Here is a 20,314-nt window from a genome sequence, read left to right on the forward strand (position 1 = left end):
ATATGCATGAAGGGTAAGAGTAGTAACTTTTTAACTTAATTATGACCGAAGGAAATTTTGTTGACTATGTAAAAATGTATGTAGCTTCCGGAAACGGAGGAAAAGGTTCTGTGCATTTACATCGTGAAAAGTATATAACCAAAGGCGGCCCTGATGGTGGTGATGGTGGTCGTGGAGGTCATGTTATTGTTAGAGGAAAAGCGAATCTTTGGACTCTGCTCCATTTGAAGTTTAAAAAACATATTAGAGCTGGTCATGGTGAACATGGTAGTAGTGGCAGAAGTTTTGGGGCAGATGGTGAGGATGTTTATGTTGATGTGCCTTTAGGGACCGTTATTAGGGATACCGAAACTAATGCCGTTATTTTTGAAATCACTGAAGATGGTGAAGAACAAATCTTGGCGATTGGAGGAAAAGGAGGTTTGGGTAACTGGCATTTTAAATCAGCAACTAATCAAACACCTCGCTATGCGCAACCCGGTTTGCCCATGGAAGAGAAGTACGTAACCATGGAGTTGAAAGTACTTGCTGATGTTGGACTGGTTGGTTTCCCTAATGCAGGAAAGTCTACCTTACTATCGGTAGTAACTTCTGCGAAACCAAAAATTGCGGATTATGAATTTACGACACTTAAACCTAATTTGGGTATTGTAAAATATCGTGATTTTCAAACCTTTGTTATGGCAGATATTCCCGGTATTATTGAAGGAGCTGCTGAAGGTAGAGGGTTAGGGCATTACTTTTTACGTCATATTGAACGCAATTCTATTTTACTGTTTTTAATTCCGGCCGATGCTGAGGATATCAGAAAACAGTATGATATACTTTTAGATGAGCTTCGTCGTTACAATCCGGAAATGCTTGATAAAGAACGTATCATAGCCATTTCAAAATGCGATATGTTAGATGATGAACTAAAATCAGAATTAAAAGAGGAATTAGATAAAGAACTTCCAATTCCGTATATGTTTATTTCTTCTGTAGCACAACAAGGTATTACTGAACTTAAGGATAGATTATGGAAGATGCTTAACGACTAAACTTTTTTAAATTGGAACTTATATTTAAAAAACTTACTAGAAAAAATGTATCACTCGTAGTTTATGTTTTAGTAGGTTTTTTTGTTTTATTAAAAGAGACAGTTTACTATCCAGATAGTTATGCGTTTTTAAAAATGTCGTTTAACAGGTCTCCATTATATAGTTCGTTTTTAAAGGTCATGACAACAATTTTTGGAGATAGTTTTGAACTACCAACAAAAATAATCCAATACGGTTTATTGGTGTTGGCCGTCTACTCGTTCTTGAGATTTATTGAAAGATGTTATAGTTTAAACAGGTTTGGAATGATTATGCTGCAATTAGTTTTGTTGTCTCCTTGTTTGTATTTCTATTACGTTTCAAGCACTTTATTGTCTGAAGCGTTGGCTTATCCACTAGTAATTCTAATAGTGGTAAATTCGATAAAAATGGTAGTTAGCGGTAACTTAAAACTAGTATTTAAACTATTATCACTGCTTTTCATTTGCATACTTGTAAGAGGACAGTTTATAGCGTTTCTTCCTGTAATAGCATTGTTGGTTTTATATATTGTATTGAAAACAAGAATAGGGTTAGAGAAAGTAGTTCTTCCTTTAGTTTGCATATTAATTCTTCCTTTATTAACCGGACAAGTTGAAAGGGGGTATAATAAGCTAGTTCATAGGAATTATGTTAGCAATTCAATGAATTATGTCCATTTTATAAGTTCCATGTTCTATCTAGCAGATGAAAGTGATTTCGAGGCTTTTGAATCTAAAGAAGCCAGAGAATATTTTGTTATTGTACACAAAAGTTTAACCAAAGCTGGCTTGACTAAAAAAGAGTCAGAGCGCGCAAAGGTTTATGATTATTATGATGTTTTTGTTACATCTTTTTCAAGAATATGTAACCGGAGAGTCCATGAGCTAGGACTTAAATATTTTGAAGAGAAAGGACTAAACTACTATGACCAAAACATAGAGTTAAATAAGTTATGCGCAAATATGCTCTTTCCGCTTTGGAAGCGTAATTTTAAAAAATGGATAGGGTTTTATTTTAGAGGATTAAAAGTTTCATTTGGGTCGTTCAAGCAAATGCTGTTATTTCTATTGCTATTAATTTCTGGTTTAATGGGGGCAGCAAAGTCTAAAGTAAATAATGATTTATTTTCTTTGGTGGCGGTTTCAACTCTATTTATGTTTGCCAACAATACCTTAATTACGTTAGTTGTTCATCCAATAAAAAGGTATGTTTTTTACTTTGACTGGGTTATTTTTGCAATAATCATCTTACTTTTGAACGAAGTATTAAAAAAACAGATTAATGGAAATTGAGCTATCCATTGTAATGCCTTGTTTAAACGAGGCTGAAACAATAGAAAAATGTATAAAAAAGGCATCTCAATTTTTAAGTGCATATAATATTTCAGGGGAAATTGTTATAGGAGATAATGGAAGTACAGATGGTTCGCAGGATATTGCAAAAGGTCTTGGGGCAAAGGTCATTCATGTCCCAGTTAAAGGGTACGGAAGTGCGTCACGGTGTGCTATTGAAGCATCAAGGGGTAAGTTTATTATAACAGCAGATACTGATGATAGTCATGATTTGGTTAACCTAGAGCCTTTTTTAGATAAATTAAGAGCTGGGTCTGATCTTGTTGTAGGTAATAGATTCAAAGGAGGAGTTGACAAGGAATCTATGCCATTTTTGCATAGGTATATAGGGAATCCTGTTCTAACATTTTTGGGAAATTTATTTTTTAAGACAAGCATTGGAGATTTTCATTGTGGCTTAAGAGGAATTAGTAGAATAGCTTTTGACAAGTTGAATCTAACCACTTCTGGAATGGAATTTGCCTCAGAAATGATTGTTAAGGCATCATTGGCCAATTTTAGAATTACTGAGGTACCAACCAAAGTTTATCCAGCAGGAAGAAGCCGCAAGTCCCACCTCAGAACTTTCCCTGATGGTTGGAGACACTTGCGATTTTTATTACTTTACAGCCCTAGATGGCTGTTCTTGTTTCCTGGGTTAATCTTATTTTTTGTGGGTATAATTGGCTATATAACGTTGATGCTAAAAAGCAATATTTGGGAACTCAAAAATGCTTTGATTTTTTTGATAATGGTGTTTTTGGGGTTTCAATTTGCCGTTTTTTATGCACTTACCAAAATATTTGCCATTTCAAACGGTTTAATTCCTAAAGGAACCAACTACAAAAAAGTATTTAGATATTTTAATTTGGAACGAGGTCTTTTACTTGGTTTCGGCCTGGCTGCTTTGGGACTTGTATTATATGTTTTTTCTCTTTTTGAAGGTGATAATGTAGCTAATTTTAAACAAACTTTAACTTCAGTTATGTCTTTGGTTTTAGGAATTCAAATAATACTGTTTAGTTTCTTTTTTAGCATTTTAGGTTTAAAGGATAATAATGATTCTTAATTTCAAGAAACTCCAAGTTGTATTATCAGCATTTATACTGACTGTGGAATTAAACAAAGCCAACGGTTAAGAAAAAGATTGCAATTAAAGTTTTGCGGAATAATTTTTGATTAAATTTATCTAAAACTAAAGGCTATGCGATTTTTAAAAATTCCCCTTCTTACATTACTGATTGTGTCATGTGCTCCCATAAGAGTGAATTATGACTTTGATAAAGAAACCAATTTTGACAATTACAAAACATATCAGTATTACGCCGATATGCAAACCGGATTGAGTGAATTAGATACCAACAGGCTATTAGATGCACTAGATGCTAAAATGGCTTCAATGGGATATACTGTTTCAGAAACCCCGGACTTTTTTATTGATATAAAAAGTCAAGCATACCAAGACACACAACGTAGTAGCGTGGGTATTGGGATGGGAGGTTCCGGACGTAATGTGGGCGGTGGTGTTTCTGTTGGAATCCCCATAGGTCAAGGCAGTGTTAAAAGACAGGTTACCATTGATTTTGTTGATCATGGTAAAAAACAATTGTTTTGGCAAGCTGTGGGAGAGTCCAGTTATAACTCAAAGGCTACTCCTGAAGCTAAAGCACAACTCATGAATGATTTGGTAGAAAAAATCCTGTCACAATATCCACCGGAGAAATAACCCATCCTAAATTTTATAATTATCCTAACATTGTAAGTGCTATAGTTATTTTTTCATTTTGTAGTTTTACTTAAAACAAAAACGTAACTATGGGGGTGTTAAAAAATAAAGTAGCATTAATCACAGGAGGTTCAAAAGGTATTGGGTATGGTATTGCTGAGGCATTACTTCATGAAGGTGTTCATGTAGCTATAACCAGTAGAAATGAGTCTTCGGCTAATCAGGCAGCTAAACAATTAAATGCCAAGGCATCAAAAGCAGAAGTCATTGGTGTTAAAGCCGATGTAAGAGATTTTGAGAGTCAGCAAAATGCTGTTAAAAAGGTTTTAGAATATTTTGGTCAGTTGGACATAGTTGTAGCTAATGCCGGTCTGGGCCATTTTGCAAGTATAGAAGATTTATCTATTGAGCAATGGCAAGAGACTATTGATACTAATTTGACCGGTGTTTTTTATTCTATTAAATCCACTGTAGACGCTCTAAAGCAGTCCAAGGGTTATTTTATTACCATATCAAGTTTAGCAGGTACAAACTTTTTTGCAAAAGGTTCGGCATATAATGCGAGTAAATTTGGACTGACAGGGTTTACACAATCCATAATGCTGGATTTAAGGCAATATGGTGTAAAAGTAAGTACTATAATGCCCGGTTCTGTATCAACACACTTTAACGGTAATATTCCAGATGTTAAAGACGCATGGAAAATTCAAATTGAAGATATTGGAGAACTTGTGGTTGATCTGGTAAAAATGAACCCAAGAACTTTACCCAGTAAAATAGAGGTGAGGCCTACAATGCCTCCAGGTAAATAGTTTAGTTTTTGGCTATTTTTTTAGTTGCAATCAGCGTATTTTCCAAATAAAAATGGGCTAAGTAAATTCCTGTACTCAAATCACTAATATCAATTGGGGTATTCACATGGTTTGATATAGTGGTAGATTTGATCTGTTTTCCATCCAGACCACTAATACTTACCCTTAGATTTGCTGTGCTTTGGCTTTCGAATTTTAGATTTATAAAAGTATTTGAAGGATTTGGATATAAAGTTATATCATAACGGGTAACTTCACTATCTATGGTCTTTACACCAAGAGTGGAGTAGTTTATTGTCCAGGTAATTGTATTTACATGAAGGCTGTTATGGTTATCAACTCTTAATGAAACTGTATCATCGTAAACTGTAGCTGTTAAGGTATTGGCACCATTAACCAAATCTGTTTCTAAAACAGATAATTCATCCACATTATTGGCCACGTTTAAAGTATTTAGGGTCCATACTCTAGTCAAAGTGTTAGGATCCGGATTTATAAGGCTGAGTTGAAAGTCGAGGGGAAAACCAGGGTTATTAATAGTATTTGAGTTTGGTGTATAGGAATCAATAGGTGAAACCAAATCATGTATTTTTTCAATAATACCTTCTTTGCAAACCGGACAGAATGATTTATTAATATGTTCCATAATGCAATTTTGGTGCGGTTTATACCAAGTTGCAGCAACCCCGGTATTACCATAAGGGTATATGCCCACATTACTGGTGTTAAGCCAATTTTTCCATTTTACTAAACCGGTATTAGTTTCCTGAGTCATATTAATAGCTTCTCCAACTAAAGCATCACCGGGATAATATTCGTCTTTTAAATCAAATAAAGAATGACCAAGTTCATGAATGGTGACATTTGCACCCCAGAAACCATTATAGGTAATTGGGAATTTACCCCCGGAACCGCCATAAGTTGTTGTATTAACCAATATTATGGCACTATCATAAGCCGGAAAATGATCCATTAAAACATTTTCTATTTTTACTTCCGTATTACCGGCACTTACTCCATCAATACCATAAAACAATAGCCTGTGTATGCCGTAAGCATCAAAAGTTGCGTTAAAATAAGTATCATAAAACTCAGGAGTGGCTCCTGTTTCGTCTGTATCTGTGGCGTTGGCCGGATGATCAGCACCGCTGTCATTTGAAGGTATTTTTATAGCATATACATTAAAATAGTGTTTGTATTCTTTAAACGGACTTGTATTGAACATGGTAGTGGTAAAATTGGAGGCTTCAGTAATAAATTGATCTAATTCACCTGATTGATAACCATCACTTAAAAACACAAGATTTATACGTTTGTCATTGTTTCCGGAGTATTTTATGGTTTCAATGTCAAAAGTCTGTGAATAGCTAAATAGAGTAGTCTCAACAATTATTAAAAAGTATAAAATAAGTTTCATTCTCAATTTATTTTGGTCTTGATGAGGGGCTTCTTATTATCAGCAAATGTACTAATTGTAATGTATTTAGTGTTAATGTTAAGCTGTAGTCTTACTGAAAACATTGTTTTGTCTATGCTAATAGTTTGGGTTTGGAATTGCATGGATTCATTAGTGAATTCCACTATTTTATTAAGAGGGTCTTTGATTAAGGTGCTATTTAGTATATTAGATTTATTATCTAATTGACTACAAATTAAATCACCTTCCTTTCCATTTGTAATAGATTCAGAACTCTTAATTTTTATTTTACCATCAACTGTTTTTTGATTTACATACTCAATAATTCTGTTATCAGTATTGCTTTTTGAAATGCTATAGGTTAAAAAAATAATCTTTGGAGTAGCTTCAATAACAGGTTTTGTTTTAGAAGTCGTTTTTTTTGAAGCACAAGATAATACTGATAGAAGGATGATTACTAAAAGTAGCCATGAAGGTTTTAAGGAAATAATATTTTGGGGCATTATTTTTTTCAAAACCAAAAAAATTAGAAACATGTAAAGTTAATAAATATCCTGACTTTGAAATAATTTAACGCTGCCTTTAAATAAAAAACGAGGCGTGTTTAGCCTCGTTTTGGAACTATAAATGCCTAGCTTAGTAAATCTTTGTATTTGTCTTTATAACCAATTAAAGCTAAAATATTTAAAATGAATAATGCCGCAGCACCACCAATACCGGCAGGATCTAATGTCAGGTGGAATAAAATAGCGTTCACAGAAACACTCATTAAAATCAGAGCTAATAAAGCACCATATTTGTTAAAAATAATGGCTAAACCGGCAACAATTTCAACTATTGCTACAAGTGTCAATACTTTTGCCGAAGTTAAGGCTCCAAAATAAGCTCCTGCTTCTGCAGACATTTCACCAAATGGAATAAAGTGTAAAAATTTGTTTAGTCCGAAAACCAAAATGAATAATCCAAGAACTATTCTAACAATCATAAATACTTTTGAATTCATAATAAAAAAATTAGTTAGTGTTTTGAAAGATAGTAAATTATAAATTAAAATTGAATGGGTTTGTCTGAATATGATTACTAAAACATTGTTTTTAATCTTCTATTTTTATTCGTAAGCCATTACTGTGACTGCTGAATTCCGGGGCATACATGCTTTGTATTGTAGTAATTCCATTACTCATATTACCAGTATTATTTACTCGTAAATCATATTCAAAAACATAAACGCCTTTTGGTAAATAACCAAAAAAGAAATTGGTACTCGCATCTTTTGTGCTTTCGTAATACCCCAGGCCATCCTGCCATTTGTATTTTGATATCACATTTACAGGCTCCAAACCTGATGCTCTCATATCTTTCATATGAAGAAATTCCATATTTCTATCACTTTTTAATTCTATTCTTACTCTTACCAGATCACCAAGACTTAGTTTTGTATCCGGAGTTATTTCAGTAATTTCTTCACCGGTATCGGTATTGGTTTTTAGAAATAGTTTTTTCTTTAGTTTAAGTGGTGTTTCTGCAGAAGTAATATTATCTAAATCCTCAAAATACTGCCAATATAAACTTCCCCAGGCTATGCCATTTCCTTTTTTAGTTAGTTTTACCTCTCCCATTTCCGGTTTAACCTCAGAGGCTGCCCAAGAGGTTTTATAATATCCTGTGCCGGCCTCTACTTTGACATTCTCTAATTTAGTGGGATCTATATTTTTGTTGCCTAAAACTACATCTACCATTTCGGTTACACTTAACCAATCACTACCCTGAAGCAATAATGCATAGACGGCTTCAGACGTTGCCTTTGTAGTTTTCCATTGGCTGGTTTGTTTGTTTTTAAGCAACCATATCTTTAAATCATCTATAGTTTTCAGGTTCTTTGTTTCGTTCTGAATGACATGCCCGGCTTCTGAAAACACGTCAATTAATAAGGCTTGTGTTTCTATAGGAGCCTGATACCAAAACCAAGAGTTAGTGTTAGCTTTCCAATACATACCCAATTCATCAGAAGTGATACTGGTCTCTTTTAATGATTTTAAAATTTTGCTTGTTGTTTCAGAATCATTATCCCTATATGCAATTAACGCCATCAAACCTTTGGAATATAAGGAGCGACTTTGCCAGTATTTCTGAATTTGAGCTTGGTAATAATTTATAACATCATTGACCTCTTTTGATTTTTTAATATCCGGGAAGAAACTTCGCATATATAGATAATGTAGTTGTATATAATTTAGATGATCCTTGCTAAGGTCTATTTTAGCGTCGTATTTTTTGATGTCTTTATAGGCTTTGACAAACTCGATATCAAGATATTTGATGGCTTTATTTATTATAGATTCTTCACTGTCGTTCTGAATGACACCTAATTGTTTTAAATGACCAAATCCGTTGATAATGTGTTGAGTAATATAACGATTTTCGCGGCCTCCATTAAACCAGGACCATCCACCGGAAGCCATTTGATTAGATTTTAGTTTATCTATTGCTGATTGCAATTCACTATTCATTTTATTTAAATCAAATAATAAGGCGATACGCTTTTTTTGTTCGGCTTCACTTTGTGCATCCCGTACCCACGGTGTTTCCTGAATGAGAATTGATTTTAATTCCTGATTCTTTTCAAGGTTAGAGGTCAAAGCATTTTGAGACTTCCATTGGTTAAAAACCTCTTGAATCCTCGGATTGGAATTTGCTATATGACCAGCTAATGCATTAGCATAATATCTTGAAAAGGTCTGTTCATTACATTCATAGGGATACTCCATTAAGTAGGGAAGTGCCTGTACAGCATACCAAGCCGGATTGGAAGTCATTTCAAGCGTTAATTTATGATGTTTTAACGTTGTTGAGGTGTTGTTCTTTAGTTTATCCAGTGTAAAGGTTTTAGTCTCATTACTTTTAATCCACATGGGTAAGGTTTCAGTAACTAACTTCCGGTTGGATAATACCGGTAAGGCATTTTGTTCACCATCACTAAAATCTTCAGATTGGGCAACAATTTTATATTGAATAGCTTGAATACCTTCAGGAATATCCAGATTCCATGATACTTGTGTGTTTCCTTTAGCATCAACAGTAAAGCTTTTACTGTTTAAAGCATTTCCAAGTTTTGAATCCATGCTATTTCCGGAAATGGCATCAGTCAATATTAAAACAGCGTCACCGGAGATAGTTTTTTCAGATAGATTTGCAATTTTTGAACTTATGGTAATTTGATCGCCTTCACGTAAAAAACGAGGTACATTAGGAACAACCATGAGTTCTTTCTGAGTTATGGCGGTTAAAGTTTTAGTAGTACTTTCTAAAGCTTTAGTATGTGCTAATAACTGTAGTTTCCATTGTGTTAAAGCTTCAGGAGTAGTAAAACTAAAACTTATATGACCAGATTCATCTGTTCTTAGGTCAGGGAAGAAGAATGCTGTTTCTTTCAGGTTTTTTCTGATTTTTACCTGGGCTAAAGCATTTAAACCTGATTTTGTTGTAATGATAATAACACCGTTAGCGCCTCTACTGCCATAAATTGCCGTTGTTGCTGCATCTTTTAAAATGGCAATAGATTGGATATTGGTGGTATCCAAATTAATATCACCTTCAATAATTTTACCGTCTACTATATATAAAGGTTTTTTATCACCAGAAACTGATCCTAGACCTCGTATTAGTATATTAGAAGGGGCACCGGGAACTTCTGAAACACTTACTCCGGGTATGACTCCCTCTAAGGATTCTTCTAGATCATTGGCACTAATACTTTTTAATTCTTTTGCACCCACCTTGGCAATTGAACCTGTTAAATCTTGTTTCTTTACGGTACCATATGCAGTAACAACTACCTCATCCAATGTTGCACTATCTTCGGTCAGGGAAATATTTAAACGATTTTTACTGATTTTTAAACTATGTGTGCTATATCCTATAAAACTAATTTCCAGTTCTTCTCCTTTTTTAGCCTTTATAGAGAAATTACCATCAAAATCTGTTGTAGTTCCCCGTGTGGTGCCTTTTATAACAATAGTTACTCCCGGGATAGGATGGCCACTTTCATCAAACACGGTTCCTGAAATAAATCCTTCTTTAATGTTTTCATGAAATTGTGTTGCTCTTTTAATTTTAATGGTATTCAGGTATCTTTGGTTTGCCCATTTGTGGTTAGCAAAGTTAAAGCCAAACCAATTCCATTCATCATAGTATTGTTGCGGAACACTGTACCTCTGATAATTATTATAAACTCTAAAATTATTAATGCCAAAACTGCTATAGGCATAACTCCTGTTTTGAGCATTATAAACTGTATTTTGAATTGGATTAAATGTCCAGGTATGAGGCTTAAATTGGTCTAACGATGCATCATACATATTAGCCAATAATTCTGCACTTACTTTTTCACCATGAGGGCCTTTTATTTTGAATTGCCAGGTTTCATTTACTCCAGGTTGAAGTTTGTCCCTAAAAGTTAAGGTTTCAATGTCCAGTTTCACCTTTGGGTAAGGTACCGAAATGAGCTGTTTACCGGATTGATAGCTATTAAAGGCCGCAAAACTATAGTGTACTACAAACCCGCCTAGATCTTCTTTGGTAACAGGAATACTAATCACTTTTTTATTGGCACTTAGTTTGATAATTTCAGTCTGAATGACTTTTTTATCTTTTTCAACAGAAATGGTTACAGAAATATCTTGGGCCGCAGAGCCTATAGTTACATATGCAGTCTCTCCGATTTTATAAGTTGATTTGTCGGTTGAAATAGTGAAAAGTTCACTGTCAGCAGGTACTTTATCATCATTGCTAAACAGTGTGGTTTTAAGCTGGTCTTTTACAAGTTGCCCGAATCTATCTTTACTTTCAAGTATTATGATGTATTGACCAGACTGCCATTTTTTAATTTTACCCAGCTTAAGTGTTTTGGAAATTTCAGTATCAAACGGTTTTTCAAAAACCAGTGCTCCTTTTTCCCAGTTACTTGAATCATGTTCATTGGTATAAGCATCGTGGGGAAATAAATTTTTAAAGGCTTCTTTAGAGAAATCCTGGAAATCAGGTGTTTCCCACGGTCGGGGCCTTAAAGCTATATCGGGAGCTCTTAATTTATAGATTTTGATATGTCCTTGTGCAGGAGCAAATTCACCGTTTAAATTTTTTGTGTCAATATGTATGGTATGATCTTTTTTAGTTTTGTTTAAAGACTCCCCAATGTTCAGGTTTGCCAACAAAGTATGGTACCCTACATTAATTGTGGAGGTTGCACTTCTGGTTTCGCCATTCAAATCAGTAACATCTGCTGTTACTTCATATTTGAAAACAGGAAGGTTAGATTTATCAATACTATTATCTGGAAGCGCCTTAAAGGTGATTTCAAATTCACCTTTGTTATTTGTAATACTTTCACCATGCGTAATTTCCTGAGGTTCACTAGTAACCCATGGGCGATGCCAGAAATACCATCTGGGATATTGTACTTTTCGATGTACGCGGTAAACTACTTTAGCATCAGTTATATGGCTTCCGGAGTATGCCAAGGCATTACCTTTTACTGTAACGGAATCATTGACCTTAAATGTTTCCTTAATAGGATCAAATGTCGTTTCAAACTTAGGTCGTTTATACTCTTCAACAGAAAAACTATATTCAGTATCAATGTCAATACGATTTGAATCAGAATACAATTCAACAGAATATTCTCCATTTAACCCTGTAGCTGGTAAAATAAATTCCCCTGAAACAGAACCAAATTCATTGGTCTTTAATTCAAGGTCAATAACATCATCACCATTTACATCATAAACTTCCACGTAAAGCAACTCATTAGGAATGACTTCAGATTTACCTTTTTTAGTTTTTATGGCAATGGCTTTAAAATACACGGTTTGCCCGGGGCGGTATATGCTCCTGTCTGTAAATAAAAAGGCCTTATGCCTTACATCTTCTTTATGTGCTCTATAGTATCTGTTTATATAATATTGACCAAAATAAGCCACATCATTTCCGGATCTTACTTTTAAATGGGCATTTCTGTAGTTGCTATTGTCTTTAATTATTTTAAGTTCCCCCAAAGTATTGGTAGTGTGGGTTTCGGTTTTGTTATTTCCAATTTGACTGGAATAATAGGTAAGGTCTATATTGGCATTTGTAATGGGTGTACCGTTAGTTCTATTAATAACCTGAAAGATCTTGTATTGAGGCGTGTCTGTTTCTACCAATGCCGTATTGGTTACCTGAAGGTTGGTAAAGGCAAAGGTGTTTTCATTATCCTTTAAAGTAGCAACAATTAAATACCTACCATTATTTAATTTTGGAATTAAAACTTCAGTAGTATGGTTTTGAAAATCATTTTCATTCCTTAATTGACTTACCCATGATTTACCGGTATCCAGCTTTTCTATAAAAGCAAGCTGCTCTTCCTTCCTGTATTTTTTTTGGAATCTTTTAAACTGGTTTTCAGACAACTTGTACATATTAAATTGCAGGGTGTCTATATTTTTATAGCTGACTAATAGGCGTGCATGTTTTTGAATAGGAAGAAACTGCTCAGTTGTAATATGAAGGATTTGTTGTTCAATCTGTGATTTTAGGGTTTTACACTTTTTGGCACCTTTGCTTTCCGGGAACTTAGAGATGGCGGTATTACAAATATCAATGGCTTCTTTAGCTTTCCAACGATATTCTTCATTAGTTTTTGGCTGGTATTTACCACTTTGCTCATAGTATATTTTAGCGATTTCAAAATCATAGAGTGTAGAAAAGTCATAGGCCTTAGATTGTTCCTTTTCTTTTTTCAAAACTTCCAGTAAAAGCTCCTCCTTATTGTTGAAAATAGCGTGCTGATTTATAAACCTTAAACGCTCTAAATCAGCATCAATCATGGGATAAGGTGATGCATCATGAACATGTGCTTTAATTAGGTTCTGATAAATTTTTAAAGCATTTAATTGTAATGAAGTAGAATCTTTAGATGCTAAATTAACATGAGCAAACTTAAGCTTTTCAGTGAGTAATTCGGGGTTGTCTATCTCAAATTTATAAGCTGGTTTAGTAATATGAGTTTCATTGGTTTTATAAAAATCTAAAGCATTATGACTTAAAAAATCAAATAAGGTAGGCCGGTAAATTTTAGAACCTGTATGCTCCTCTAATAATACGCTATATTTTTTCAACGGTTCTTGTTGAAGCATTAATCCGTTTTGTAACGAATTTTGATAATGCACATGAATCTCATTAAAAAGGGTTTGTAAATCCCAGGTTCTAAAATCAGAGCGATCAACTTTCTCGGAGGTTCTGGTTCTGTTGTAAAATTGCCACCTGTGTTGATTAAAATATTGCCAGTATAAATTAGCAAGTATACTCTCTAAAACATTTTTAATAGGAAATGCGCTTACAGTAATTTGATCTTTAAAATTGTTAATGATCTGCAATTGAGCATCCTCTTCCAATATTAAAGCAAATTTGCTTTTATAAAGCATTGTTTTTATCTGTTGTGCATGATCTTTATCTTTTATAGCTTGATTTTCAATGTTTACAACAGCCTTTAAAGCAGATTGGACCAAACCTTCAATTTCATAATGTTCCACTTTTTTCCAAAGTGTATCATAGGTATTGGTTTGTGCTTTACCTGTGTGAATAAAAAGTATAAGTATTAGTGTAAGTATACAGTGTTTCATACGTTTAAATTTAATAATTCCTTTTATGAATATATGTTTAAAGTGTATTAATGTTCGTTTTATGTGTTTTACTTTGCCTCTAAGTTACTTTCAAAAGCTATTCCAAAAAAAGAAGAATGAGTTAACCCAAGTATTGGATGAGTGAAGTTAATCATTTTAAGAGTATGATAAATAGATTACCTACATTAATACATAATAAATAGAAACCTTAAGGTTGTCTTAATCATAAATCAAACCACAGCAAGAAAGTTTATTTTTGTATTTTCAACTTGTATTATGAGAAAAACGTTGCTTATTGTTCTATTTCCATTAGTAGTATGCTCTCAATCTAATTTAGAAGAGATAGATATTCTGTTTGAAAAAAAGCAATTTCAAAAAGCCGAAGATGTAATTAGTACATATCTGGAAAACCATCCTGGTGACTTAAAAGGTTTAGAATTACTGGGCGATGCATATGGGTATCAAAAAAAATGGGATGAAGCTATTGCCAGTTATAAAAAATTATTGAAGACCAATATAAATTCGGCTAATTACCACTACAAATATGGAGGTGCCTTGGGTATGAGAGCTTTAGAAAATAAATTAAAGGCCATCGGGTCTATAGGAGATATAAAAGCCTCATTTTTAAAGGCAGTTGAACTGGACAAATCCCATATTGGGGCACGTTGGGCACTGGTGGAACTCTATATGCAATTACCCGGTATTTTTGGAGGCAGTAAAAAGAAATCATTGAAATTTGCTCAGGAGCTGGAAGCTTTATCAAAAGTAGACGGCTACTTGGCTAAAGGCTATGTTTATGAGTATGATGATGAGCCGGAATTAGCCGAGAAGTATTATAAAATGGCCATAACAGAAGGTGGTTCATTGACCTGTTTCAATAAGCTCACCCATTTGTATGAACAAGAACAAAGGCCGTATCAGGCTATAAAAAATATTGAAGATGCTCAACTAAAGCATCGGCGCAATGCATTGCACTATCAAATAGGGAAAGTGGCAGCAGAGTATAATATAGAACTTCAAAAAGGTGAGCAATGCCTGTATACCTATCTTGAAAATTATTCAGCAGCAGATGGTGTGCCAAAAGCATGGGCACATTATAGATTGGCGCAAATTCATACCCACAAAAAAAATAAAGAAAAAGCATTACAATATATTGATCTCGCCATTTCAGAACTCCCTAAAATAAAGCCTTTTAAAACACAAAAGGATAAGATTTTAAAATTATGATTATAGTGTTACCTTTATCCTGAATTTGTTTCAGGATAAAGGTCGGGCTTTTAGCAGTCGCTCTCTTTGAGGAGCTCCAACACATGCTTCAATCCCTAACGCAAAAACTTCCCGTTCAGCCTTCGTCCTTCCAACTTCAATTCATATATTTACCTTTCTGTTATAAGCACTAAAAAAGGTGTTTTATAATTTAAATTTCAGAATACAGATCCAAAATATGAATGTACATTTTATAGCAATAGGCGGGGCTGCCATGCATAATTTAGCTTTAGCATTACATAATAAAGGGTATCAGGTTACCGGAAGTGATGATACTATTTTTGACCCCTCAAAATCCAGATTGGAAGCTAAAGGTCTATTACCGGAATCTTTTGGTTGGTACCCTGAAAAGATCACAACACATTTAGATGCTGTAGTTTTGGGTATGCATGCTAAAGCAGATAACCCTGAGCTGCTGAAAGCCCAGGAACTGGGATTGAAAATTTATAGTTATCCGGAATTTTTATATGAACAATCCAAACATAAAACCCGTGTGGTTATAGGGGGGAGTCATGGAAAGACCACTATAACATCTATGATCTTACACGTTATGCATTACCATGACAGAGAAGTAGACTATATGGTAGGTGCGCAATTGGAAGGTTTTGATGTTATGGTTAAACTCACTGAGGAAAATGATTTTATAGTTTTAGAAGGTGATGAATATTTAAGTTCACCTATAGACAGGCGTCCTAAATTTCACCTCTATAAACCTAATATAGCGTTGTTAAGTGGTATTGCCTGGGATCATATAAATGTATTTCCAACCTATGAAAATTATGTAGAACAGTTTAGCATTTTTGTAGACTCCATAGTAAGTGGGGGAAGTATAAATTATAATCAGGAAGATCCTGAAGTAAAACGTGTGGTTGAAACCAGTGACAATGCCATTAGAAAAATAGCTTACCAAACACCAAAATATACTGTAGAAGATGGGCAAACCTTGTTAGACACCCCGGACGGTCCGTTACCTATAGAAGTCTTTGGAAAACATAATCTCAATAATCTGGCCGGAGCCAAATGGATTTGCCAGCATATGGGTATAGATGAAGACGATTTTTATGAAGCCATTGCTACATTTAAAGGCGCCAGCAAACGTTTGGAAAAAATAGCCGAAGGTAAAACCAGTGTAGCCTATAAAGATTTTGCACATTCCCCCAGTAAAGTAGAGGCAACAACCCGGGCTGTAAAAGAGCAGTATAGCCATAGAACATTGGTAGCCTGTTTGGAATTACATACCTATAGCAGTTTAAATGCCGAATTTTTAAAGGAGTATAAGGGGGCTTTAAATGCTGCAGATGTGGCTGTGGTTTTTTATTCGCCGCATGCTGTTGAAATTAAAAAGTTAGAGGAAGTCACACAGGAGCAAATAGCCCATGCCTTTCAGCGTGATGATCTAATTATTTATACCAATCCGGACGAATTTAAAAACTATCTGTATTCTCAAAACTTTGATGATAAGGCTTTACTGCTTATGAGTTCCGGGAATTATGGCGGATTGGATTTTGATGCGGTGAAAGCGTTAATCACATAGTTGTTTTTAGGGGATAATTTGATTGTCTTGGCTATTTATTTTGAAGATGTTGTTATACTTTTTGACTCATGAAACCAGCTATATTTAAAGTTAATATGTTCAATTTTACGTAGCACCACAATAAATTATAACCATTATTTTGTTGTATACAATTTAATTTTTCTTTTTACACTTGAGGTTTTAAAAACGCTCTTTTGCTTATTTCACCACATTTTACAATGGATTTGGCTGTCAAAGAATAGCACTCTTTTATATAATATTCAGTTTTACCAATTTTATAAGTTTCTTGTAAATAGCCAAACAAGCCAATAAATAGAACTCCTATTAGTATTATTGTTTGTTTTTGATCATAGTTTTATGTTCAAATTATGAGCAGTGCAAAAAATCTATTGCAGAACGCAATTAGTTGAATTTTTCTACAAAACTAAGTCAAAAACTAAAGCTTAGAGTGGTTTTATCCCTTTAAACTAACTTTTATAGCTAAGTATTTTTTTCTTTCAAAAATTTATTATATTTTCGACGAAATGTTTATGTTTGACGATAAAGTGTTAGGTTGAATGCCCAAAATCTTACATTATGAAAGTAAAACAAATATCCTTAACCGAAAATAATTGGAGTGATAGCATAGGAACAATCCATTTAAATGCTAACCTGTTTTTATTATTTATCTCCCCGCAGTTTAACTCAAAAGAAGATGTCTTATCTGCTTTGCAACAAAATTATCCTGATGCTATTATAGTAGGATGTTCTACAGCTGGTGAAATATCAGATGTTACAGTAAAAGACAGTACCATATCATTAACAGCCATACAACTGGAAAAGGTAACTTTAAAAAAGGTAGCCTATGAGATTAAAGATATGCATTGTAGTGAAAAAGCAGGAGAAGCTATTGCAGACCAGCTTTATAGCAAAGATTTAAAGCATGTATTGGTTTTAAGTGATGGTTTAAATGTTAATGGTGCAGATTTGGTTACCGGCTTAAAGTCAAAAATCCCGGATGTGAGTATAACAGGGGGACTAGCAGCCGATGGTGCCGACTTTAATCAAACCTTTGTCATAAATGGTGGAGAAATAGTAGATAAAACTATTATTGGTCTTGGGTTTTATGGAGATAGCTTAAAAGTGGGTTACAGTTCTAAAGGCGGCTGGGATAGTTTTGGAATTGAAAGACTAGTGACAAAATCTGAAAAGAATGTATTATATGAGTTAGATGGATTACCGGCACTGGAAATTTATAAATCCTTTTTAGGAGAAGAGGCCAATAATTTACCAAGTTCCGGGTTGTTGTTTCCATTAAGTATGAGAACCAGTGAAAATGCAATACCGGTGGTTAGAACTATTTTGGCAATAAATGAAGACGATCAGAGCTTAACATTTGCCGGAAATATCCCTCAGAATTCTTATGTGCGTTTAATGAAAGCTAATATAGACCGGTTGATTGATGGAGCAGAAGATTCTGCGGTTTCAGCCAATAAGAACTTGAACGAAACTTCAGAATTGGCTATTCTTATTAGTTGTGTGGGCAGACGCTTGGTTTTAAAACAACTGGTAGAAGAAGAAGTAGAGGTTGTTAGAGGTGTTATAGGTAAAAAAGCAAGTATCACCGGATTTTATTCTTATGGAGAAATAGCACCTTTTGGTGAGTTTTCACCATGTGAGTTGCATAATCAAACCATGACTATTACAACATTGTCTGAATGATAAACCCCGATTTCCATAGATTATTAAAGCGTCAGCTTAAAAAGTCTAACTTAGATATTTTAGACAAGCCAGAGTATGCCAATTTTTTAAATATGGTTAATGAAGCATACAAGAGTTTTGATAAAGATGTAAAGCACATAGAACATATACTGGAAGAAAGCTCTAAAGAATTGTTTGTAGCTAATCAAAAATTAATACTGGAGCGGGATACAACAAGGACTAAACTGGAAAACTTAGTAGATAATGTAGGAGGTGTGATTTTTGAAACAGATTTGGATGGAAATTTCACATTTTTAAATAATGCATGGGAAAAGTATTCAGGGCATAGCCTTAAAAAATCTATAGGAAAGAGTTATAGGCATTTTCTTGCCGGACAATATATTGATGGTAATAAAAAATCGTATGAACTATTTTCAAAAAATAAAAAACACATCAAGTTTATTTTTAAACATAGTAAAGACAATAAATTAAAATGGTTTGAAGTTAAATCTAAACTTGTTAAAGATTCATATGGCTTGCCAAGTGGTTATATTGGGACTATAATAGATGTAACCAATTTAAAAGAAACAGAAATAGAACTACAAAAAGCCAGTGCTTCTAAGGATGAGTTTCTGTCTACAATGTCCCATGAAATACGAACACCGTTAAATGCAGTAACTGGTTTAACAAATATTCTTTTAATGGAAGATTACCTGCCGGAGCAAGCAGAAAACCTTAAGGCTTTAAAGTATTCCGGAGAACACCTGTTAGGCTTAATAAATGATTTACTTGATTTTAATAAAATTAAATCAGGAAAATTAAAAGTAGCAGAGAAAGACTTTAGTTTAAATTATTTCCTGGAAAATATTAAATCCCATTTTGCATTACGAGCTGAGAAAAAAGGCATTCTTTTTTGCGTTAGAAAAGAAAATGATGTGCCAAATAGTATAATAGGGGATAAGCTAAAGCTAACCCAAATAATAAAGAACTTATTAAGTAATTCATTAAAATTCACCGAAAAAGGAAGTATAGTTTTAAGTGTTAAAAACCTGGGTATAGAAAAAAATAAAATCACCTTAAAGTTTAAAGTTACAGATACCGGTATTGGTATTTCAAAAAGCAGGCAGGATACTATATTTGAAAGTTTTATGCAAGCCGATTCAGAAACATCATTGAAATATGGAGGAACAGGTTTAGGCTTATCAATCAGTAAAAAGTTATTAAAACTTCAGGGAAGTGATTTAAAATTAAAAAGTGCCTTGGGTAAAGGCGCTGCTTTTTCTTTTAAAATAACATATAAAGTTAGTAACAGGTTGAATTTATATCAACCGGAAATGATTAAACTGCAGCCGGATTATGCCCCTTTAAATATTGATGTATTGGTGGCAGAAGATAACAAAATGAATGTACTCATTTTAAAAAGGTTTTTTGCAAAATGGAATGTTAATTACAAAATTGCAGAGAATGGACAAGAGGTTCTAAATATCTTGAAAGCATCAAATTTTAGCCTTATTTTAATGGATTTGCAAATGCCTTTATTAAACGGTTATGAAACAGCTCTGGCTATTAGAAACCTTCCTGACCATACAAAAGCAAATATGCCAATAATAGCCTTAACGGCTTTTGCTCAAACAGATATTAAAGAAAAAACCGAACGTTATAAAATGAATGGTTTTATGGGGAAACCTTTTAACCCGGAAAAGCTCTATACCTTATTGAAAACGTATTCTAAGGAGTCTTTAAACGAGCAAGCTATTTAATAAATTTAAGAAGATAAATGAAATATAAGTAAATTAATTGCTTGTAACATACGCAATATTTATCTTTAA

Annotated in this window: 13 protein-coding genes; 9 read left to right on the plus strand and 4 right to left on the minus strand. The window is 33.8% G+C overall.

Translation table 11 applies throughout. The features are described 5' to 3' along the window. Positions 1–41: 41 nt before the first annotated feature. The 5 genes from obgE to VOI54_RS07650 all read left to right on the plus strand — a co-directional run bounded on the left by obgE (position 42) and on the right by VOI54_RS07650 (position 4,930). On the plus strand, positions 42–1,040 hold the full coding sequence (gene obgE / locus VOI54_RS07630; RefSeq protein WP_326282136.1) for a GTPase ObgE: 999 nt from the start codon (positions 42–44) through the stop codon (positions 1,038–1,040). An 11-nt stretch (positions 1,041–1,051) separates the two neighbouring features. Then, on the plus strand, positions 1,052–2,353 hold the full coding sequence (locus VOI54_RS07635) for a hypothetical protein (protein WP_326282137.1): 1,302 nt from the start codon (positions 1,052–1,054) through the stop codon (positions 2,351–2,353). Further along, on the plus strand, positions 2,343–3,461 hold the full coding sequence (locus VOI54_RS07640; RefSeq protein WP_326282138.1) for a glycosyltransferase family 2 protein: 1,119 nt from the start codon (positions 2,343–2,345) through the stop codon (positions 3,459–3,461). The genes VOI54_RS07635 and VOI54_RS07640 overlap by 11 nt, the downstream gene beginning before the upstream one ends. A gap of 135 nt (positions 3,462–3,596) precedes the next feature. Then, positions 3,597–4,118, plus strand: coding sequence for a DUF4136 domain-containing protein (locus VOI54_RS07645; RefSeq protein ID WP_326282139.1), 522 nt, complete (start codon positions 3,597–3,599; stop codon positions 4,116–4,118). Between the two features lie 89 nt (positions 4,119–4,207). Further along, the gene (locus tag VOI54_RS07650; protein WP_326282140.1) at positions 4,208–4,930 is read left to right on the plus strand and encodes an SDR family oxidoreductase; all 723 of its coding nucleotides are present in this window, start codon (positions 4,208–4,210) and stop codon (positions 4,928–4,930) included. A 1-nt stretch (position 4,931) separates the two neighbouring features. Here the strand turns inward: VOI54_RS07650 and VOI54_RS07655 are convergent, their stop codons facing one another. The 4 genes from VOI54_RS07655 to VOI54_RS07670 form a co-directional block, all read right to left on the minus strand. Next, complete coding sequence (locus VOI54_RS07655; protein WP_326282141.1) at positions 4,932–6,347, minus strand: T9SS type A sorting domain-containing protein; 1,416 nt, start codon at positions 6,345–6,347, stop codon at positions 4,932–4,934. Between the two features lie 2 nt (positions 6,348–6,349). Continuing rightward, positions 6,350–6,862, minus strand: a complete 513-nt coding sequence (locus tag VOI54_RS07660; protein ID WP_326282142.1) for a hypothetical protein — start codon at positions 6,860–6,862, stop codon at positions 6,350–6,352. A 116-nt stretch (positions 6,863–6,978) separates the two neighbouring features. Then, complete coding sequence (locus VOI54_RS07665) at positions 6,979–7,350, minus strand: DoxX family membrane protein (protein WP_326282143.1); 372 nt, start codon at positions 7,348–7,350, stop codon at positions 6,979–6,981. Between the two features lie 91 nt (positions 7,351–7,441). Beyond that, positions 7,442–14,005, minus strand: coding sequence for an alpha-2-macroglobulin family protein (locus VOI54_RS07670; RefSeq protein ID WP_326282144.1), 6,564 nt, complete (start codon positions 14,003–14,005; stop codon positions 7,442–7,444). 276 nt (positions 14,006–14,281) lie between these two features. Here VOI54_RS07670 and VOI54_RS07675 point away from each other — a divergent pair, with 276 nt between their 5' ends. The 4 genes from VOI54_RS07675 to VOI54_RS07690 all read left to right on the plus strand — a co-directional run bounded on the left by VOI54_RS07675 (position 14,282) and on the right by VOI54_RS07690 (position 20,245). Continuing rightward, on the plus strand, positions 14,282–15,232 hold the full coding sequence (locus VOI54_RS07675; RefSeq protein WP_326282145.1) for a tetratricopeptide repeat protein: 951 nt from the start codon (positions 14,282–14,284) through the stop codon (positions 15,230–15,232). 217 nt (positions 15,233–15,449) lie between these two features. Beyond that, positions 15,450–16,805: a UDP-N-acetylmuramate--L-alanine ligase gene (locus VOI54_RS07680; protein WP_326282146.1), complete on the plus strand. Its 1,356-nt coding sequence runs from the start codon at positions 15,450–15,452 to the stop codon at positions 16,803–16,805. 576 nt (positions 16,806–17,381) lie between these two features. Then, positions 17,382–18,506: an FIST signal transduction protein gene (locus VOI54_RS07685; RefSeq protein WP_326282147.1), complete on the plus strand. Its 1,125-nt coding sequence runs from the start codon at positions 17,382–17,384 to the stop codon at positions 18,504–18,506. Beyond that, positions 18,503–20,245, plus strand: a complete 1,743-nt coding sequence (locus tag VOI54_RS07690; RefSeq protein ID WP_326282148.1) for a PAS domain-containing hybrid sensor histidine kinase/response regulator — start codon at positions 18,503–18,505, stop codon at positions 20,243–20,245. The genes VOI54_RS07685 and VOI54_RS07690 overlap by 4 nt, the downstream gene beginning before the upstream one ends. Positions 20,246–20,314 lie beyond the last annotated feature (69 nt).

Source organism: Alterotamlana spongicola, from assembly GCF_035818475.1.
GTDB lineage: Bacteria > Bacteroidota > Bacteroidia > Flavobacteriales > Flavobacteriaceae > Cognatitamlana.

Excerpts from the sequence above, each read along its gene's own strand:
- obgE (WP_326282136.1), top strand. The coding sequence starts at position 42 with ATGACCGAAGGAAATTTTGTTGACTATGTAAAAATGTATGTAGCTTCC.
- VOI54_RS07640 (WP_326282138.1), top strand. The coding sequence starts at position 2,343 with ATGGAAATTGAGCTATCCATTGTAATGCCTTGTTTAAACGAGGCTGAA.
- VOI54_RS07645 (WP_326282139.1), top strand. The coding sequence starts at position 3,597 with ATGCGATTTTTAAAAATTCCCCTTCTTACATTACTGATTGTGTCATGT.
- VOI54_RS07650 (WP_326282140.1), top strand. The coding sequence starts at position 4,208 with ATGGGGGTGTTAAAAAATAAAGTAGCATTAATCACAGGAGGTTCAAAA.
- VOI54_RS07655 (WP_326282141.1), bottom strand. The coding sequence starts at position 6,347 with ATGAAACTTATTTTATACTTTTTAATAATTGTTGAGACTACTCTATTT.
- VOI54_RS07665 (WP_326282143.1), bottom strand. The coding sequence starts at position 7,350 with ATGAATTCAAAAGTATTTATGATTGTTAGAATAGTTCTTGGATTATTC.
- VOI54_RS07670 (WP_326282144.1), bottom strand. The coding sequence starts at position 14,005 with ATGAAACACTGTATACTTACACTAATACTTATACTTTTTATTCACACA.
- VOI54_RS07675 (WP_326282145.1), top strand. The coding sequence starts at position 14,282 with ATGAGAAAAACGTTGCTTATTGTTCTATTTCCATTAGTAGTATGCTCT.
- VOI54_RS07680 (WP_326282146.1), top strand. The coding sequence starts at position 15,450 with ATGAATGTACATTTTATAGCAATAGGCGGGGCTGCCATGCATAATTTA.
- VOI54_RS07685 (WP_326282147.1), top strand. The coding sequence starts at position 17,382 with ATGAAAGTAAAACAAATATCCTTAACCGAAAATAATTGGAGTGATAGC.
- VOI54_RS07690 (WP_326282148.1), top strand. The coding sequence starts at position 18,503 with ATGATAAACCCCGATTTCCATAGATTATTAAAGCGTCAGCTTAAAAAG.